This window comes from Streptomyces sp. NPDC037301 (genome assembly GCF_055602785.1).
In genome coordinates this window covers 27,652-43,262 of the sequence record NZ_JBVJWD010000034.1, presented here as the reverse complement: position 1 = coordinate 43,262, position 15,611 = coordinate 27,652, and the positions used below count along the sequence as shown (strand labels likewise).

17 protein-coding genes are annotated in these 15,611 nt (G+C 66.3%); 13 read left to right on the top strand and 4 right to left on the bottom strand.

The genetic code is table 11. The features are described 5' to 3' along the window. Positions 1-89 precede the first annotated feature (89 nt). Entirely contained in the window at positions 90-1,484 is a 1,395-nt protein-coding gene (locus ACZ7IB_RS35610; RefSeq protein WP_470918367.1) for a site-specific integrase, read from the bottom strand. Next, complete coding sequence (locus tag ACZ7IB_RS35605; protein WP_351082864.1) at positions 1,475-1,672, bottom strand: helix-turn-helix transcriptional regulator; 198 nt, start codon at positions 1,670-1,672, stop codon at positions 1,475-1,477. Before ACZ7IB_RS35605 ends, ACZ7IB_RS35610 begins: the two co-directional genes overlap by 10 nt. 1,001 nt (positions 1,673-2,673) lie before the next feature. Between ACZ7IB_RS35605 and ACZ7IB_RS35600 the strand changes: the two genes are divergently transcribed. Beyond that, positions 2,674-2,967 carry a toxin Doc gene (locus ACZ7IB_RS35600; RefSeq protein ID WP_470918365.1) on the top strand — a complete coding sequence of 98 codons (294 nt, stop codon included), beginning with the start codon at positions 2,674-2,676 and terminating at the stop codon, positions 2,965-2,967. A gap of 187 nt (positions 2,968-3,154) precedes the next feature. Next, positions 3,155-4,171 (top strand): NAD-dependent epimerase/dehydratase family protein, encoded by a 1,017-nt coding sequence (locus ACZ7IB_RS35595; protein WP_470918364.1) that lies wholly within the window; start codon positions 3,155-3,157, stop codon positions 4,169-4,171. On the opposite strand, the gene ACZ7IB_RS35590 is transcribed toward ACZ7IB_RS35595, so the two are convergent. Continuing rightward, positions 4,172-5,527 (bottom strand): DNA-binding protein, encoded by a 1,356-nt coding sequence (locus ACZ7IB_RS35590; RefSeq protein WP_470918362.1) that lies wholly within the window; start codon positions 5,525-5,527, stop codon positions 4,172-4,174. Between the two features lie 236 nt (positions 5,528-5,763). Here ACZ7IB_RS35590 and ACZ7IB_RS35585 point away from each other — a divergent pair, with 236 nt between their 5' ends. The 5 genes from ACZ7IB_RS35585 to ACZ7IB_RS35565 all read left to right on the top strand — a co-directional run bounded on the left by ACZ7IB_RS35585 (position 5,764) and on the right by ACZ7IB_RS35565 (position 9,775). After that, entirely contained in the window at positions 5,764-6,231 is a 468-nt protein-coding gene (locus ACZ7IB_RS35585) for an ATP-binding protein (RefSeq protein ID WP_470918361.1), read from the top strand. Further along, positions 6,228-6,686 (top strand): hypothetical protein, encoded by a 459-nt coding sequence (locus ACZ7IB_RS35580; protein WP_470918359.1) that lies wholly within the window; start codon positions 6,228-6,230, stop codon positions 6,684-6,686. The genes ACZ7IB_RS35585 and ACZ7IB_RS35580 overlap by 4 nt, the downstream gene beginning before the upstream one ends. A gap of 358 nt (positions 6,687-7,044) precedes the next feature. Then, positions 7,045-7,245: a DUF5999 family protein gene (locus tag ACZ7IB_RS35575; RefSeq protein WP_470918357.1), complete on the top strand. Its 201-nt coding sequence runs from the start codon at positions 7,045-7,047 to the stop codon at positions 7,243-7,245. Then, the gene (locus ACZ7IB_RS35570) at positions 7,242-7,898 is read left to right on the top strand and encodes a hypothetical protein (RefSeq protein ID WP_470918355.1); all 657 of its coding nucleotides are present in this window, start codon (positions 7,242-7,244) and stop codon (positions 7,896-7,898) included. The genes ACZ7IB_RS35575 and ACZ7IB_RS35570 overlap by 4 nt, the downstream gene beginning before the upstream one ends. A gap of 344 nt (positions 7,899-8,242) precedes the next feature. Beyond that, positions 8,243-9,775 carry an SUMF1/EgtB/PvdO family nonheme iron enzyme gene (locus ACZ7IB_RS35565; protein ID WP_470918353.1) on the top strand — a complete coding sequence of 511 codons (1,533 nt, stop codon included), beginning with the start codon at positions 8,243-8,245 and terminating at the stop codon, positions 9,773-9,775. Here ACZ7IB_RS35565 and ACZ7IB_RS35560 read toward each other — a convergent pair. After that, complete coding sequence (locus ACZ7IB_RS35560) at positions 9,770-10,201, bottom strand: NUDIX hydrolase (protein WP_470918351.1); 432 nt, start codon at positions 10,199-10,201, stop codon at positions 9,770-9,772. The two genes, ACZ7IB_RS35565 and ACZ7IB_RS35560, sit on opposite strands and share 6 nt — an antisense overlap. Positions 10,202-10,245: 44 nt before the next feature. Here ACZ7IB_RS35560 and ACZ7IB_RS35555 point away from each other — a divergent pair, with 44 nt between their 5' ends. From ACZ7IB_RS35555 to ACZ7IB_RS35530, 6 genes are all read left to right on the top strand, one after another. Then, complete coding sequence (locus ACZ7IB_RS35555; RefSeq protein WP_470918349.1) at positions 10,246-11,070, top strand: sugar phosphate nucleotidyltransferase; 825 nt, start codon at positions 10,246-10,248, stop codon at positions 11,068-11,070. Between the two features lie 113 nt (positions 11,071-11,183). Beyond that, on the top strand, positions 11,184-11,984 hold the full coding sequence (locus tag ACZ7IB_RS35550; protein ID WP_470918347.1) for a DNA glycosylase family protein: 801 nt from the start codon (positions 11,184-11,186) through the stop codon (positions 11,982-11,984). 12 nt (positions 11,985-11,996) lie between these two features. After that, positions 11,997-13,538, top strand: coding sequence for a B12-binding domain-containing radical SAM protein (locus ACZ7IB_RS35545; protein ID WP_470918345.1), 1,542 nt, complete (start codon positions 11,997-11,999; stop codon positions 13,536-13,538). Then, entirely contained in the window at positions 13,535-14,188 is a 654-nt protein-coding gene (gene tmk, locus ACZ7IB_RS35540; protein WP_470918344.1) for a dTMP kinase, read from the top strand. The genes ACZ7IB_RS35545 and tmk overlap by 4 nt, the downstream gene beginning before the upstream one ends. After that, a complete protein-coding gene (locus ACZ7IB_RS35535) occupies positions 14,185-14,631 on the top strand; it encodes an NUDIX hydrolase (RefSeq protein ID WP_189279000.1) in 447 nt (148 codons plus the stop codon). Before tmk ends, ACZ7IB_RS35535 begins: the two co-directional genes overlap by 4 nt. Positions 14,632-14,744: 113 nt before the next feature. Further along, complete coding sequence (locus tag ACZ7IB_RS35530; RefSeq protein WP_470918342.1) at positions 14,745-14,987, top strand: NUDIX hydrolase; 243 nt, start codon at positions 14,745-14,747, stop codon at positions 14,985-14,987. Positions 14,988-15,611 lie beyond the last annotated feature (624 nt).

Here is a 15,611-nt window from a genome sequence, read left to right as displayed (position 1 = left end):
CGTCGAAATACGCCCCTTCTCCCAGTTTCTCCCGCCCGTATCCCAGTCCTGACCAGCAGTTCCGGGCCATACACGGGCCAGATTGCGGATCAGCCCGTAGGACTGCCGTCCTCACTGCGCCGACTCCACTCCTGCATCGACTCCTCGATGAGCCGGTTGGAATGCTCCTGCAGACCATCCAGGAACTTGGCGTAGTACTGGAAGAGCACTTGGATGCTCTGGCCTGCCCGGCGCGCACATTCGGCAGGGTCCACGCCGGAGTGCAGCCAGAACGAAATCCCGGCGTGCCGGAGGTCGTAGGGCCTCTTGGCGAGCACTGTCGACTGCTCATTGGGAGCCAGGGCCTTCTTACGGGCCCGCTCCCACGTCTTGCCGTAGGCCGCTGCATCGACGTATCCGTCAGCCGCATTGCGGAACACTCGACCATCGGGCGCCGCACCGAAGCGATCGACGTGATCTCGCAGCGTGCGCACGAACGACGGCGGTATCGGCACGGGACGCGTCGCCTTGACGGCTCGCCGCTTCAAGGAGTGCACTTCGTGGACCGAGCCATCGTTCGTCCACTCCTTGCCTGCCGTGACGACACCTCCATTCAGGTTGAGCATGCCCCAGCCGGTCTTCGGCAGATGGCACTGTGAGATCTGCAGGTGGATGACCTCCGCCGGACGCATGGCCGCGTAGTACATGCAGCCGAAAAACGCCTCAAGGTGCGGGCCGCGTCCCTGTAGTTTCCCTACAACGCTCAGCAAGCGAGCAACCTGGTTGGGGTTCGGCACGCAGGCCGGATCCACTTCCTCGCTCACCCCAGGAGCCTGCCACTTGACCCTGGCGAGCGGGTTCTCCGCGAAGTACCCCTTGTCGACGGCGGCTCCGAGGACCTCGCTGAAGACCGATCGTTTCCGCAGGGCGGTCTTCGCCGCGGCGGACTTGCCGTCGATCTTACGACCAAGCGCGTCCAACGCCCTTCGCACGACGTCTGGTTCCATCAGCTCACCGACGGGCAGGGAGTGCCGCTGCATCCAGTCGAGGGCACGCTGCCATTCGGCGGACGGCTCGCTCTCCCAGGCTCGCTTGTTGAACGCCCATGAATACAGCGCGCGCCTGAGAACCCTCGGCTCCGAGTAGCGGGCTTCGGGCCGCACCAGCGCGGGCGTGATGGTGGCGAGTGCATCAGCGAGAGTACGGCGGGTGTTGCCCGGCGTTCGGTCCCATCGCTCGTTGATGTAGGCATGGGCCAGGTCGTACCAGGTGGTGCGCTGCCTGATGTCGCGGATCTCGGAAGCCGGCAGACCGGTCTGCTCGTCGAACGCCTCCCCTTCACGGGCAGCCGTCATGAGCTTCGCGCGCCGGCTCTCGGCCAGCCCCTTGGTAATGAAGGACTCCGACCGTTCACGGCCGTTGACCGTCCAACGGACCTCGAACGGCTTGCGACGCTGGGGCCGCTCGCGGATGTCCCAGAAGCGGACCTTGTAACTCATCGCCATTCAGGCGTATCCCTTTCGCACGCCTGCCACCAGGCATCCAGGTCGGACCGACGGCAACGGAGCTCGCCGTTCGGAAGTTTGATCATGCGGGGTGCCTGGTTCCGGGCACGTAGGCGATAGAAGGCTGACGGACTCATACGGACTTCCGCGAGAACCTCGGAGAGTTTGAGGGCGGGGGGACGAGCCATGCGGTACTGCTTTCGGGTTGGTGGGCCAACTGACGCTGCGCCCAGAGTCGGCACGAACTCACAAAACGGTCGTCCGCATCGATCCACCGCCAAGCAGCCAGTGCGGACGACATCAACGATCCGGAGAATCCCCGGTTTCGCTAACCGGGGATCGTCGGCTACATTTCGCACCGCCGCGAGGGTGCACCGCCACTGGTACGCCCGCTGGGCTCGTAGCAGGAGTACAGCCAGCCCGAGCGGTGGACCGGTGTCGCCCCGTCCGTCACCAGGACAAGAAGGACTTCATCGGTGAGTCTTTCAGGGTTGTGGGCCCCGACGTACTTGCAAACGCCGATGACCCGCTCAACATGCCGGGATCGGCGGCGCGAAGCGCAACGAGCAGGGACAGGCGTTGGACAGATGGACTCCTCGGGTTGAGCCTCGGGGGGCAGTGCGGCAAAGGGGGTCGGCGCGTGCGCGGGAGGACGGGTCGCCTCTGCAGTGCTGGAGAGTCCGGTCCCACCCGTGTGCTGACCTGGTGTTTCGGTGATGTTGTACGTTGACATGATCCTGAAGGACGATCCAGCCCTTTGAGGCTCTTTCGTGTCTGCCGTGGGCGAATGCGCCGGCGCAAGAGGCGCGGGCTTCCCCCTGAGATCACGAGGCCCGAGAGAGTAACCCGATCACGAGATGCCGCAGACGCTGGAAGCCGAAGTACGTCTACACGTCGTGAGTTGCATCCTGCTTCCGGTCTGCGACCGGAAGCTCGGTGTCCGGCCGCAGTTTGCCGGTTCTCAGTGATCGTGCAATTCACCGTCGACCGACCCGAAACCGGTGATCAACGCATCTCGTCCCGCGCCCAGGCCATCGCCCGTGTCGGTGAGACTCCGGACGGCCGATCACTCTTTTCCAACCTCAGGTTGACGTGGCCAGGGGCAATGACGGGGTCTAGCACGAGCAGCGCGGTGCTGGCCGGCCCCCTCCAGAGGCCGCGCACGAGATCCCGCAGGCAGCCTGAACCTGTGGAACCGCTCACCGACTACCGATGGCTCCTGGCCCGCCAGGAAGACATCCTCCGCACCGACTTCACCGTCAACGACTTGTCCGTACTCGTCGGCATGGCGGCCCGTCACCGGGTGAACACCCCACGCCTGGATCAGGCAGACCCGGATGCCTTCTGGCGGGCCGCTGTGTTCCTGGAGGAATGCGCATTGCTGCACCCCCTCCCCGCTGACAACGAGGCTTACGGGTACGGCATCGCCATCGCCTACCTACAGGCCTCCGGCGAACCCGTCGACACCACGTACGAGCCATAGCGCGAACTGATCAACGACATCCGGGCCCTGCGCCTGGACTCATGGCGCATCGTCGATCGTCCGAGGTCCTGGCGCGCTCCCTGACCATCCGCCGATCTGGGAGCCGCCCCTCACCAGCGTGTGCAGGATCTGCAAAATGAGAGTTTCTCTTTCGTTCAGCGGCGTCCACCGGGCAAGATCTCTGAGCATGAGACTCCTCGTGATGGGTGGTACCTGGTTCCTGGGCAGGCATATCGCCGAAGCCGCCCTGACCAAAGGGTGGGACGTTACAACCTTCAACCGGGGCCGCTCCGGGAAGGACGTGCCCGGGGTCAAGCCTGTTCATGGGGACCGAACCGTCATCGAAGACGTGCAGAGACTCGCAGCGCACGGCCCATGGGATGCAGTCATCGACACATCGAGTTCCGACCTGCCGCCACGGGATGTGCTGCTGACGGCCTCCACATTGAAGGACTGCGCTGCCCGCTGGGTTCACGTCTCCACTGTGTCTGTCTACCAGGGATGGCCCCACCGCCACTTGACGGACGACTCCGAGTTGCTGGAGTGCCCGGCGGATGCGGATGAGAACTACGGCTTTACCGGCGAGGACGGCAGCCCGACGATGTATGGCTTCCAGAAAGCGGGCGGCGAGCGCGCCGTGACCGAGTCGTTCGCCGACCGAGCCGTGTTCCTCCGCCCTGGCGTGATCCTCGGCCCCGGCGAGTACGTGGGACGCCTTCCGTGGTGGCTGCGCCGTGCGCACCAGGGAGGCCCCTTTGTCGCGCCAGCGCCGGCCCAGCGGCTGATCCAGCCCGTGGATGTTCGCGACGTTGCTGCGTTCGCTCTGGACCAGGCCGCCGGCGAATTCGAATCTGGGAGCTACAACGTCGCGCACCCGGACGGCATCACGTTCGATGACTTTCTGGGCGCATGCCTGGAAGTCACGGGCGGAGCCGGGCGCCCCGTATGGGTGGACCCCGCGGTCCTCATCGAAAACGGCGTGAAGCAGTGGACCGAACTCCCCCTGTGGCGCACCCACGGCGGTGTCTGGTCAGTGGATTCGAGCCGGGCCGTTGCCGCAGGACTCCGCTGCCGACCGTTGCACGAGACCGTTCGCGACACCTGGAATTGGCTGCAGAACGACGGCCGCCCCGTGGACCACCCGCGGTGGGCGGAACACGGGATCAACCCTAAGAAAGAGGAGAAGATTATCGCTTCGCTCTGATCAGGCGTTCAGCGCCGGCATTTCGTACGGGGGGAGGAGCTGATGCTGGCCTGGAAGGCGGGTGAACTCCTCCAGCCGCTCGCCGAGATCGGCGGCGAGGGGCGTCCCCTGCAGGTGCTGCTGGGTGAGTGCACGCCGCAGGCTCATGGCCCTGGTCACGAGCCCGGTCCCCCGATGCTTGCTGGTGATCGACAGCATCGTCTCAAGGGCCTCTGCTGCCCCGTCCAGATCATTCGTCATCAGCCGGGCCATAGCGAGGTCGGCCGATGCCTTTCCGAAAACGACGGGGGAACGGTGCTTAGGCGGCCTGGCCGCTGCAAGTTCAAGTGCGCGCAGGGCTGACGCTTCTGCGGTGCGCCCGTCGCCCAGGAGCAACGCGGTCGAGGCATTCGACATGGCCAACCGGTCGTCGGTGAAACCGAACTCGCCGCCAACGGTGTCGTGCAGGTCGTCTGTAGCGTCGGTGTCCACCTCTTCCGACATTCTCAGTGCGCGTCGGGCTGCCGCAGCGTCTCCAAGGTGCCCATGGGCTCGAGCCTCGATCGAGTGGAGACGCCGCGCCGCTACGTCTCCAAGACCTCCATAGGTGAGTGCGTGTCGGGCGTGGACAGGGGCCAGGGACAGATCGCCGGAGTAGTAGGCGATGTAAGCCAGGCTGCCTGCCGCATAGGCACGTAGCGGCTCGTACCGCGCGGTCTCCCCGTACAGCGCAGCCGTGCGCGCCAGGCGCTTGGCGGCGTCCAGAGAGCCCAGGTCAAACGCAGCGGTAGCCAGCAGCGCGGATGCCTCGCCCGCGAGAATCAGCAGTGCCTGCTGCTGGGCGGGGACGGCGGTGAGGTCGCGTTTGTTCTGCACCTCCTCCCGCAGATCCTTGGCTTCCCGCCAGACATCGCGAGCCGCCAAGCTGCCATAGTTTCTGGCCAGCGCGTGCACGTCGTCACGCAGTTGGTCGACGGTCAGTTCTGAGACGGAGGATGCGGCAGCGGCGCCAGCATCGTCCTGTGCTTCACGTGCGGTCATTGCGATCTCGTCTTCCAGGTCGAACGTCGGTACATCGGGGTCCGTCGACTCAGGCGGAGGCGCGAAGAGTTTTGACGCCTCGACATGGAACATCTCTTCCAGCACCCGGCAGACATCGGAGCTGGGGAGCCCCTTGAGCTGGCCACTCGTCCACCGGCGGAATTGCGTCTCGCCGACCGTGGGGTTATTCGGCCCTCGGCCGATCACCTTGTCCGCGGCCTTCGCGAACTCGACCTCGAAGATCGTCCACGTCCACCTGCGCTGATCAATCAGGACTTTGAGTAGCGTCCTCGGCTTGACCACTTCGGCCCCCAGGTCTCTGAGCGTCGTCCTCAACCAGTCTTCGGCGGAACCCTCATGAGAAGGGGATACCGCGCGCCGTCGACAAGACAACAGGTCGTGTGCAAAAGGCACTTAGAAGCTACCCCGAGGCCACGTCTGTCGCCCAGAAGTATCCCGAGAAGCCACCCGCAGGCCATGGCGAAGCCACCCCGGCCGGGAGGACTCTGATCGCCCACCACCACTACTGAGTGCGCTGATCCGAACCCATCCCGAGGTCAGGAGTGAGAGTCGTGCATCCGAGACACGCCGAGCCGGCGACGCCGGTCTCTTCCCTCACGGGGAATTTTCCGGTCGCCGTGGAGTGGTCGAGGACGTTTGATCTCTTACCCCCGGCGTCTCAGTTGGCCCGTCTGCACACGCGGACGCTGCTCACGATGTTCAAGTGGGCGGGGAATGTGGAGGGCGCAACGACCGTCGTGGGAATCCTCGTTAACAACGCGAGGATCCACGCCGACCCGGGCCCGACGGCACAGGACCGACAGGTGCAGCTCAGACTCGCCGTCACTGAGGACCACGAGCTGACTATCGACGTACGTGATCCGATCCCGCAGTTCCGGGACTTCGAGCAAGCCGCAGCCGGCCACGAGGGGCGCGGCCTCTGGACGCTCCGTCGGCTTGGCGGTGAGCTCAGCTGGTTCCTGTGCGACGAGGGCAAGGCCGTCCGCGCACGGATGGAACCGAGGCTGGTGCCAGCATGATTGTGTTCGACTCCAGCACCGAAACTCTGGGCCGCCTACTTGACCGCTTGAAGACGCTGCGGGTGACCGTGGACGAGGCGGCCGTCGACCGCATGTGCGACATCTTGAACACCGTCATCGACGAAGGCGCACTTCTCACCGACAAGAAAGTCCAGGCCCTCAGCCTGCAGATGCGAGTATCACTCGGGGAACTCGTTGAGGGAATCGAGGGCCTTCCCAAACTGCCGAGCCCGGGGACCCGCCTGGCCGCTGCAGTGAGCAGAGTGCGGACAGAAATGCGGCTACCTCACCCGTTGCGCGAATCATGCCGATGTACCCGGCGCGGTCGCAAATGCCGGTGTGACCTCTCCTCCCGGCCGCGGGCGGCGCTCATCCGGATGGCAAATGCCGGCAGCGCCTTGCTGGACGAGATCGCGGAGCAAGATCTCGTCGCTCCTGTGGCGTCGCCTCCCTGACCTGTGGCGCCCCAACCGCACCACACCACAAGCCGGTCATCTCCGCGGAGCTGCATCCCGCTCCCCGGAGATGACCACCCATCGGGGTCCTCCGGTTCCAGCCTTGATCGCCCCGCCCACCACAGGCCGGGCGCCGATCGGCGGAACAGCACAAACGGAGGACTGGCTCACACTCCCCCGCCGATCACGGGTGTGAGCCCCGGTCGCCCTCTCCCACTCCAAACGAGGGCGCCCGGCCTGCCCAACAGTTCCTCCCCGAGAACTCCCTCTCCGGCGATCCAACTCCGCTCCCCCGCGGTTCGTAGGTTCAGCCGGAGAGGGCCCCCACAGCAGCACGTCCGAGAGGAATGCGACGCACATGTGCCAGCACAAGACTCCCTGCCCCAGCGCGGGCGCGTCGGATCGCGAGGCGGCCAGGACCGTGGCACGAGACGACGTTTTGGGTTGGGCCTTGCTTTGCAACGGCGTATTGCTCTTTGACGACACTGGTGAATTGCTGCCCGACGGCAGGATCATTCCCCCGCGCCGCCCCGTCGCCCTGGCAGGAGCAGCCGCATGAGCACCGCGAGTCGCGTGGTCCCGTACATCACAGCCCGCGAAGGCGAGGAGCCCGAATCGATCCTGGCCCTGCGCGCTACCTTCGACAGTGCCGGCCGGTCAGCCCTGGGCTACTGGGACGAGACGCAAGAGGACCGCGATCCGCGGGGTGTGCTGTGGGGCCGGTGCTCGCAGCTGATCGGTCTGGACGGGGTGCCGTCCGGGCGGCCTCAGTGGCGGCTGATCCACCCCGCGAGGCAGCGCGAGACGATGACACGGCTTCACTGTCAGATCTGCGCAGGCCCTACCAGAACACCGGAGGGCTACCCGTTCCTGGCACGCGCCACCAAGGGCGTTCCACGGCCTGGGGACATCCTCCGCACCGCGCAGCCCCCGGTCTGCCTGGCGCACCTGCGCGTCGCAGTTGAGCAGTGTCCGCACCTTCAGAAGGGCTACACCACCCTGATGGTGCGCAGCGCCCCTCTCTACGGGGTCATCGGCACGCCCTACCAGTGGACCCGTGACGGGATCCAGGCACTGGCCGGGAACGACACGCCCATTCCCTACCGAACGTCAGAGCTGCGTTGGTTTTTGGCCTCACAGCTCGTCCGCTGCTTGCAGGACTTCACGGTCGTCGACCTGGACGACCTCGCGACGCTCGACTCGATTGCCTGAATGTCCTGGAGGGCCCATGTCCCGTCGCGCACGCCAGGCAGCAGTCTTCCTGACGGCCATCGCCTTCATCATCACCGCAGCGTCCATCAAGCCCAAGTAGCTCAGAACGGAACTTCGAGTCTCCTGGAGAATGAATGCTCACAGCTGGTCTTAAGGACATTGCGGCGCGGGTGGCTGCGCTCCACGGACAGGACGAAGGAAAGGGTCTGGCGCTCTCGACAGCGCCGGTGCTGGCTCTGGGGATCTTCGAGCGCGTGGGGTCGAATTGGCTGTCCGACTCGTTACGTGGAGAGATGCCCCAGCACAACGAGCCGTTCCGACAGCAGCTCAGCAGGAAGCATCCGATGTCCCCGCGCGACCGAGTCCCGCTCGACTTGACCGGTGGCGCATGGCTCGGGGATCTGGAGCGGCATCAGCTGGCCTGTGCACTCAGCGATCTCTATGGGCATCCGCGACACCTGGTCAAGGAGACCAACCTCTTCTTCTCCACGGATACCGTGCTGACGCTCCTGCCATACTCTCCGGTTCTGGTCCTCACGCGCGCTCCGGTCGGCATAGCCTCCAGTTTTGCCCGCAGCCGCCTGTGGAAGCGCTGGCGGTACGGCGAGCGGTACTCCCAGGTGGCGTGTACCGCCCACACTGCGCGCTGGCGCAGCGAGTTCGAACCTCTGCTGCCCCAGGACGATCCCGAGGAGCCAATCGCGCTGGGGCGCCTCATCGCCGTCAATGCGTTGCTGCTGGCCCGTGCGCTGGCTGGGCGCGACCGCACCATCGTTTCGTACGAGGAGCACGTCAAGGACCCTGCAGCGACGCTGGCCCGGATCGCTGCCCGTCTGGACGTCGCCCTGCCTGCCAGCCCACGACCGCGGCCCACCACCCTCGAGACCGCGGACGCCACGTTCGCGACCAACGGGCACAAGAACGAACTCGTCGCCGGACTCGACCGTCGCACGGCGGAACTGGTGAGCGAACACGCCAACGCCACCTTGATCCGCGCTGCGCAAACGCTCGATCCGCAGGTCACCTCAACTGCTGCCGAATGGTTGGCCGGCGACGACCTGTACGAGCTGTGCGAGCCAATCGCACGCAGTCGCCCCGCCACACCGTCGACAGCAGTCGTGCAGAAGGTGCTGCTCCCCGCCTACTGCCCGGTGACCCATACGTCCTGGCGCAACACGCTGGTCACCAACGGTGAAATGGCCGACCTGCTCACCATGCTACACACGGCCGGGATGCCGAACACTCAGTCCGGCACGAACCTCCTGTTGTGCCCGATGCCCCACGAGCGTGGCGGACGACTGCACTTCGACCCAAAGCGGCAACGCTGGCTGATCAGCACCGGCTTCGAGGCGCACCCCGCATACTGGGTCACCTGGCTGGGAGCAGCTGCCATGGCTGCATGGTCTGGGGCGCGCCTGCCCACACGAGCCGAAGCGATGGAAGCCACCGTGGGCGCACCGCCGGCATACAACTGCGACTACGCAGTGGGCGACGCATCCTCCGTCGTCGAACCCGGCCGGGGCGCCGGGCAAGTCCACCACTTGGTCGGGAATCTTCAGATCTGGTGCGGTGATGGCCCCGCCCTGAGCGAGGCGGAGCCCGAGCAGCGCTTTCTGTTCGGCGCGGCGTGGAACACCCCTGGAACCGGGGAGGCAATCGGAGCGATGCGATCCCGGTACCTGCTGGGCTCCTCGCGCGGTGTCGGTGTCCGCCTCGTACGCGACCCCGACACCACTCAGGCGACCGGACTCGGCGCGTGGGAGCTGGCGCACCTGATCAACGGATGGATCGACGAACTTGGTTGCCATACCTGCTCACTGGGCGAGCTGGACCGCCGTTTGGTCACCGCGTTGACCGGGGCCGCAGCCAGTTCATAGGCCGATAGCGGACTTGGGGCCCATGTACGAGCCGGCCCCAGGAAAGTCCTCCTGACACAGCTTCACGAACGTCTCGTTGAAGCCCAGGGCGGGCAGGTCGTCGAGCTTGACGAACGCGACCTGCCGGATCGGGCGTGTGTCCGCGCCCTCGGTGACGGCCCCGATCTGCCCACCGATACGGCGAGCCTCGAAAGTGACGTGAACAACATGAGCCTTGACGTTGTCGCACAGGTACAGCAACCGCCCGACCTCGACCTCGACGCCGGTCTCTTCCCGCATCTCCCGGACCAAGGCCTCGGCCAGAGTCTCGCCCTCTTCAACTTTGCCTCCCGGCAGGCTCCACGACCGTGTGGTGCTATCCGTGTCCTGGTCCAGGAGCAGGATCTCGTTGTCCTCGATGACGATGCCGGTCACACGTGTATGCATCCCCAGACGGTATCGCCCACCCACGCGGGCAAGGGGGAACACCAATGAATGTGCGTCCCACCGCGGTTGTCATCGCTGCAGGAGGACTCGGCACCCGCGTCGCAGGCTGGTCACCGTTTCTGCCCAAGGAACTACGCCCGGTCCAGGGACGCCCCGGCCTAGTTCACGTTCTGGAGGAGGCGGCCACCCTCGGAGCCGATCGCGCCGTGGTGGTTCACCATCCGTACTACGCCCCGCTCATCGACTGGACCCGCCAGGTTCTCGCCCCCGGAGCCCTGGCCCGATACCAGCAACTGGCTCACCAACCGGTCGGCCAGTACCCGCTCACCGAACGCATCCAGGTGGACTTCATTGCCCAGCACGGCCGCTACGCCGACATCACCTCCGCGCTCAACGGTGCCGAACACCTGCACACCGGGGATGTCTGCCTCGCCTTTGCTGACAACGTCGACCCGAGCCACACGGCCCTCTCCGAACTCATGGCCATCGCTTCCCCGCGCACCCCGGCGGTTCTCGCGGGACCGTTCAACCTTCAGGCCGCCAGCAACCACGGGGTGATCATCTGCGCCGGCACCGGACCGGAACGCACCATGGCGGGGCTGGTCGAGAAACCTGACCCCGCCCACGCCGCACAACTGGCCGCCGAGCACGGAACGGACAGCCTCCGCCTGCTCCAGGGTCGTGCTCGACTGACACCTGAGCTGCTGCACTACCTGACCGCAATCGCGCGCCACACGGCCTCGGAGCCGAAACTGTCCCTTGCTCTCGCCGCCTACGCCCGCCATCACTCCGTGGGCATCGTCACCAACACAAAAACCATGATCGATCTCGGCACCCCGGGCACCGTCGAAATGGTGCGTTGCGAGTAAGTCGGAGGTCCGGGCATTGAGTGATGCCGCTCCGCTTTCCGTAGACGCGCACGCTGAACCCACGTGACGCGAGAGGCTACGGCGCAACAACCGCACAAGATGAGGAGCACCCCATGAGCGTCCTGACGACTGATCACCCCGCCTGGATCGAGACCGAGGCCAGTGGTCGCGCGCGAGCCGTACGCACAGCCACCGGGGTCTGGGTCCTGTCGTGGGACCGAAACGGCCTGCACATGAACTGCGTGGACGGTACCGAGGACGTGAAGCCGACGTTCGTCACCACCGATCCCGCTTGCCTGCCCAGCAGCGTCCCCACCGAACTCAAGGCGGGGCTCGATGACCTCGGTCTCACGCGGCGACTCGCCAACCCGTGGCTGTGGGACGCGATCACCACGGCGATCCTGCGTCAGGTCGTGCGAGCCGGGCAGGCCCGCAAGCTCTACCGGGCTTGGTGCAAGACCTACGGAACCACTGTCGCCAGCCCCTTCCGTGAGCTTGCCGTCGCTCCCACGCCCATGCAGGTGCTGGCGCTGGGTGATGAACAGTTCGCAGCCGTCGGAGCCAAGTTCCACCGCAGCGTGTTGCAGGCCGCCGCCCAGCACTACGAGCTGCACGCCGTCGACTGGCTCTGTATGGACGCCCCCGAATTGGCAGCCGCCCTGACGAGCGTTCCCCGGATCGGCCCGTGGACTGCTGCGGCAGCCGCGGCCGACGTCACCGGGGACTTCAGTGTCTACCCGCACGACGACCTCGCCGTGCGTACTTGGGCCGCGCAGATCGCGCCCGCCTACCCCTGGCCGGACAAGAAGGACAAGGCGTTCGGCCCGATGTGGACCGGCATGGCCGGCCCCGACCGCACCACCCTGCACACCCTGACCCTCTCCACCCTCACCTGGGGCTCCCATGCCCGCTGACCTGGAGGATCGATGCAGCAGTTACCTCCCATCTCGGGTGCTGACCCGGCGCACGCACTCGACGCGCTGTTCGTGAACGCGCCGCTGCGCGACTACGACCAGCGCCCGCGGACCAACGACTACACCCTGCCGGTACTGGGCATGGCGTACATCGCCACGTACGCACAGAAGGCCGGCTTCAACGTAGGGGTGCTCGACGCCGAGGCGCACGGGCTGGGCATAGTCGAGACCGCCGAACTCGTCAACGCAGCACGGCCCCGGTGGGCGGCCATGAACCTCCTCGCCCCCACCTACGAAATGTCCGCGCGCATCGCGGCCAACCTCGACCCCGATGTTGCCCTGATGGTCGGCGGGCACCACGCCAAGGCCATGCCCGACCGGGTCCTGGCCGACCCGCGTATGGCCAACCTGCGGGCCCTCGTCCTTGGTGAGGGAGAACTACGCGTCGCCGCGCTGCTGGAGCACGAGCAGCGCCGCCGTGAACTTCCCGGGGTACTCTGGCGCGACCCGCTGCTCGGCACCCGGGCCACTGGCATCCCGGTCGGCAAGCCCAATCCGCAGATGCTCGGTCCGGACATCAACGGCCTCCCGTACGTGAACCGGGCCTTCCTGCCCCAGGACCCCTACCAGGCCGCGCCCACGCAGACGGACCGGCGCCTCGCGGTGAGCCGCGGCACCGGCCTGCTGAAGGCGGCCGCCCGTAGCGGCCACATGGAAGCGAACATCGTCGGGAGCCGCGGCTGCCCCTACAACTGCACGTTCTGCGGTGCCGCCGTCAGCGCCAATCCCGACCTCACCATCCGGGTGCGCAACCCCGAAAACATCATCGGCGAGCTGGACGAGCTGCACGACGAGTACGGGGTGACCGCGTTCCGGTTCGTCGACGACCTCTTCCTCGGCCTGCGCCGGGTCATCGAGGAACAGATGGAGGCCTTCACCCGGCACCGGATCGGTGAGCGCTACGTGTGGGATGCCACCGGACGCATCAACGTCCTGGACCGGCTCGACGACCGCGAGCTCGACCGCCTCGTGCAGAACGGGCTGCGCGAAGTCGCGCTCGGTATCGAGTCCGGCAGTGACCGCATTCTCAAGGCGATGGACAAACGGATCGACGCCGAGATGACCGAACGCGTCGCCCGCCGTCTGGTCAAGCACGGCATCGGCGTGAAGGGGTACTTCATTCTCGGATTCCCCGGCGAGTCCCACGACGACATCGAGGCGACCGTCCGCCACATCCGCAGCCTCTGGGCCATCGCCGACAGCAACCCCGGCGACGTACGGGCGAGTGTGTTCGAGTTCCGCCCCTACCCCGGAACGCCTGTCTGGACGACCCTCACCGACGCTGGCCACCACCCCGACGACCTCCTCGCCTACGGCGATGTCGACCTCACCGAAGACGGCGCCGACGAGTCCATGCGTCAGCGCGACGAGTTCAACTTCTCCGTCGGCATCCAGTTCGGTGACGTCCCCCTGGCCAAGGTCCGCTCCGCCCTTGCCACGCTCACCCGTGAGCAGCACCAGCGCAACCAGGACGCTCAGGGGGCTGCGGCATGACGCCGGGACGCGGACAGCTCATCACGCTCGACGGCCCCAGCGGCGTCGGAAAGTCCACCACCATCCAGGCCCTGCGCGACGAACTGGCCAGACGGAACATCGTCGTCCGCCAGACCCTGGAACCCACCACCAGCGACCTCGGTCGCTTCATCAGCGCACACTTCAGCCACATCCGCGGGCACGCCCTGGCCTGCCTCGTTACCGCGGATCGGTACGAACACGTCGAGCACGAGATCGAGCCGTGGCTGAGCGCCGGCGACACCGTGGTCACCGACCGGTACCTCGCCTCGACGCTCGTCATGCAGCAGCTCGACGGCGTGCCGCTGAAGTTCCTGCTCGACCTGAACGCGCACGTCCTGATGCCGGACCTGGCAGTCATCCTGACCGCGGACCCCGGCCTCATCGCCGAACGGATAGCCGCGCGCGGCCCCAACAACCGCTTCCACCGCGACCCAACCGCACCCGGCCGCGAAGTCATCCTCTACGACCAGACCGCTCAGACCCTCCGGTCGGCCGACGTGCCGGTACTCGTCGTGAACACCGGCACCGCCACCCCCACGGAGGTTGCGGCCACAATCGCCGACGCGATCCCTGATCCGCCGGTAGCGTCGACTGCCCCATCACCGTCAACAACCTCTCAGGGACCATGACACCGCAACTCGCACAACCCGTCATCGATACCCACGTCATCCTCCGCACGGGCGACAAGCTGCTGCTCTCCCAACGCGGCGGCCCATACGGATACGGCCGCTGGCACCTGCCGTCCGGCAAGCTCGATCAGGGCGAGCCCCTGCCGGACGGGGCCGCCCGTGAGCTGATGGAGGAAACCGGGGTATCGGTCGACCCCGCACACCTGCGCCTGGTGCACGTCGTGCACCACAAGCAGAGCGACACCGTCGAACGCATCGGGTTCTTCTTCCTGGCCACCGAGTGGACCGGAGAGCCCGTCAACCGGGAACCGGACAAGTGCCTGGCCCTGGAGTGGCACACCGTGCACGACCTACCCGAAGACATCATCGAATACCCCAGGGAAGGGCTCCTCGGGTACCTGGACGGCGACGGCAGAGCAATGACGGAACACGGCTGGACCTGACCCTCAGCAGAAAGGCCGAACTCCCCTATGGGAGGAGTTCGGCCTGTTCTTCGGCGGTCGAAGTCTCTTGCGCTCGCTCCAGAGCGAACCCGGACAGAAAGAGGAGTCCCCCTGTGCTGAACCAGAAGCCCAGCGGCGCGACGGAATCAACCGACGCCCCGAGCGAGCCCGCCAAGACGACCTGGATGCCCCGCGAGGAGTGGGTCAAGACCCAGCCCCAGGCACTCATCGCGTCCTGCGTCGTACTCCTCGACCAGCAGGGCCGGATGCTCATGTTGCGCTACGCCCCCGGACAGCCGAGCGCCGGAAGCTGGTGGTTGCCGGGCGGGATGCTCGATCACGGCGAAGATCCTTGACAGCGGCATGTCGGGAGATGCACGAGGAGACCGGCATCGAGATGAGTTCGGTCCCAAGGCTGACCGGCTCGACCACCGCGTCAATGTTGGCGGTACCGGTCCGGTGCTCGACTGCTTCTTCCACGGAGGGACCGTCGCGGATGGACTCCCGATCCGCCTGAGCCCTGAGCACGACCAGCATGCCCTTCTCGGGCTGGACGAACTGAATGACACGCCACTCGCCGAGCACGTGCGCACCCTGGAAGCACTTCACACTGCCGCCACAACCGGGACCATCGTCTGTCTGCGGGAAAGGCAGCCGCTCGGACCTGACGGTTCATCGCTGTAGCGTCAAACCAAGGCACAACTGAAGCAAGGCCACCAATGAGAACTATTCGGATCTCCCGCCAGTAGCACCCGGACCACGGTCACGGTTCTTACCGGAGACCCCGTCTCCGAAGCGGGAGTTCGCACACACCTGCGGAAACGCCCCGAGATCGACCTCGTAGTAGACGACGATCCCTCCGATGACCCGCAGGTGACAGTCATGGTGGCCGACACCGTCAGCGACGACGTGCTGGTGGGGGTGTTGTCTGCCCCGCGCGGGAAGACCACCCGCACCCCCCCTCCCTGCGGGTCCCCCCC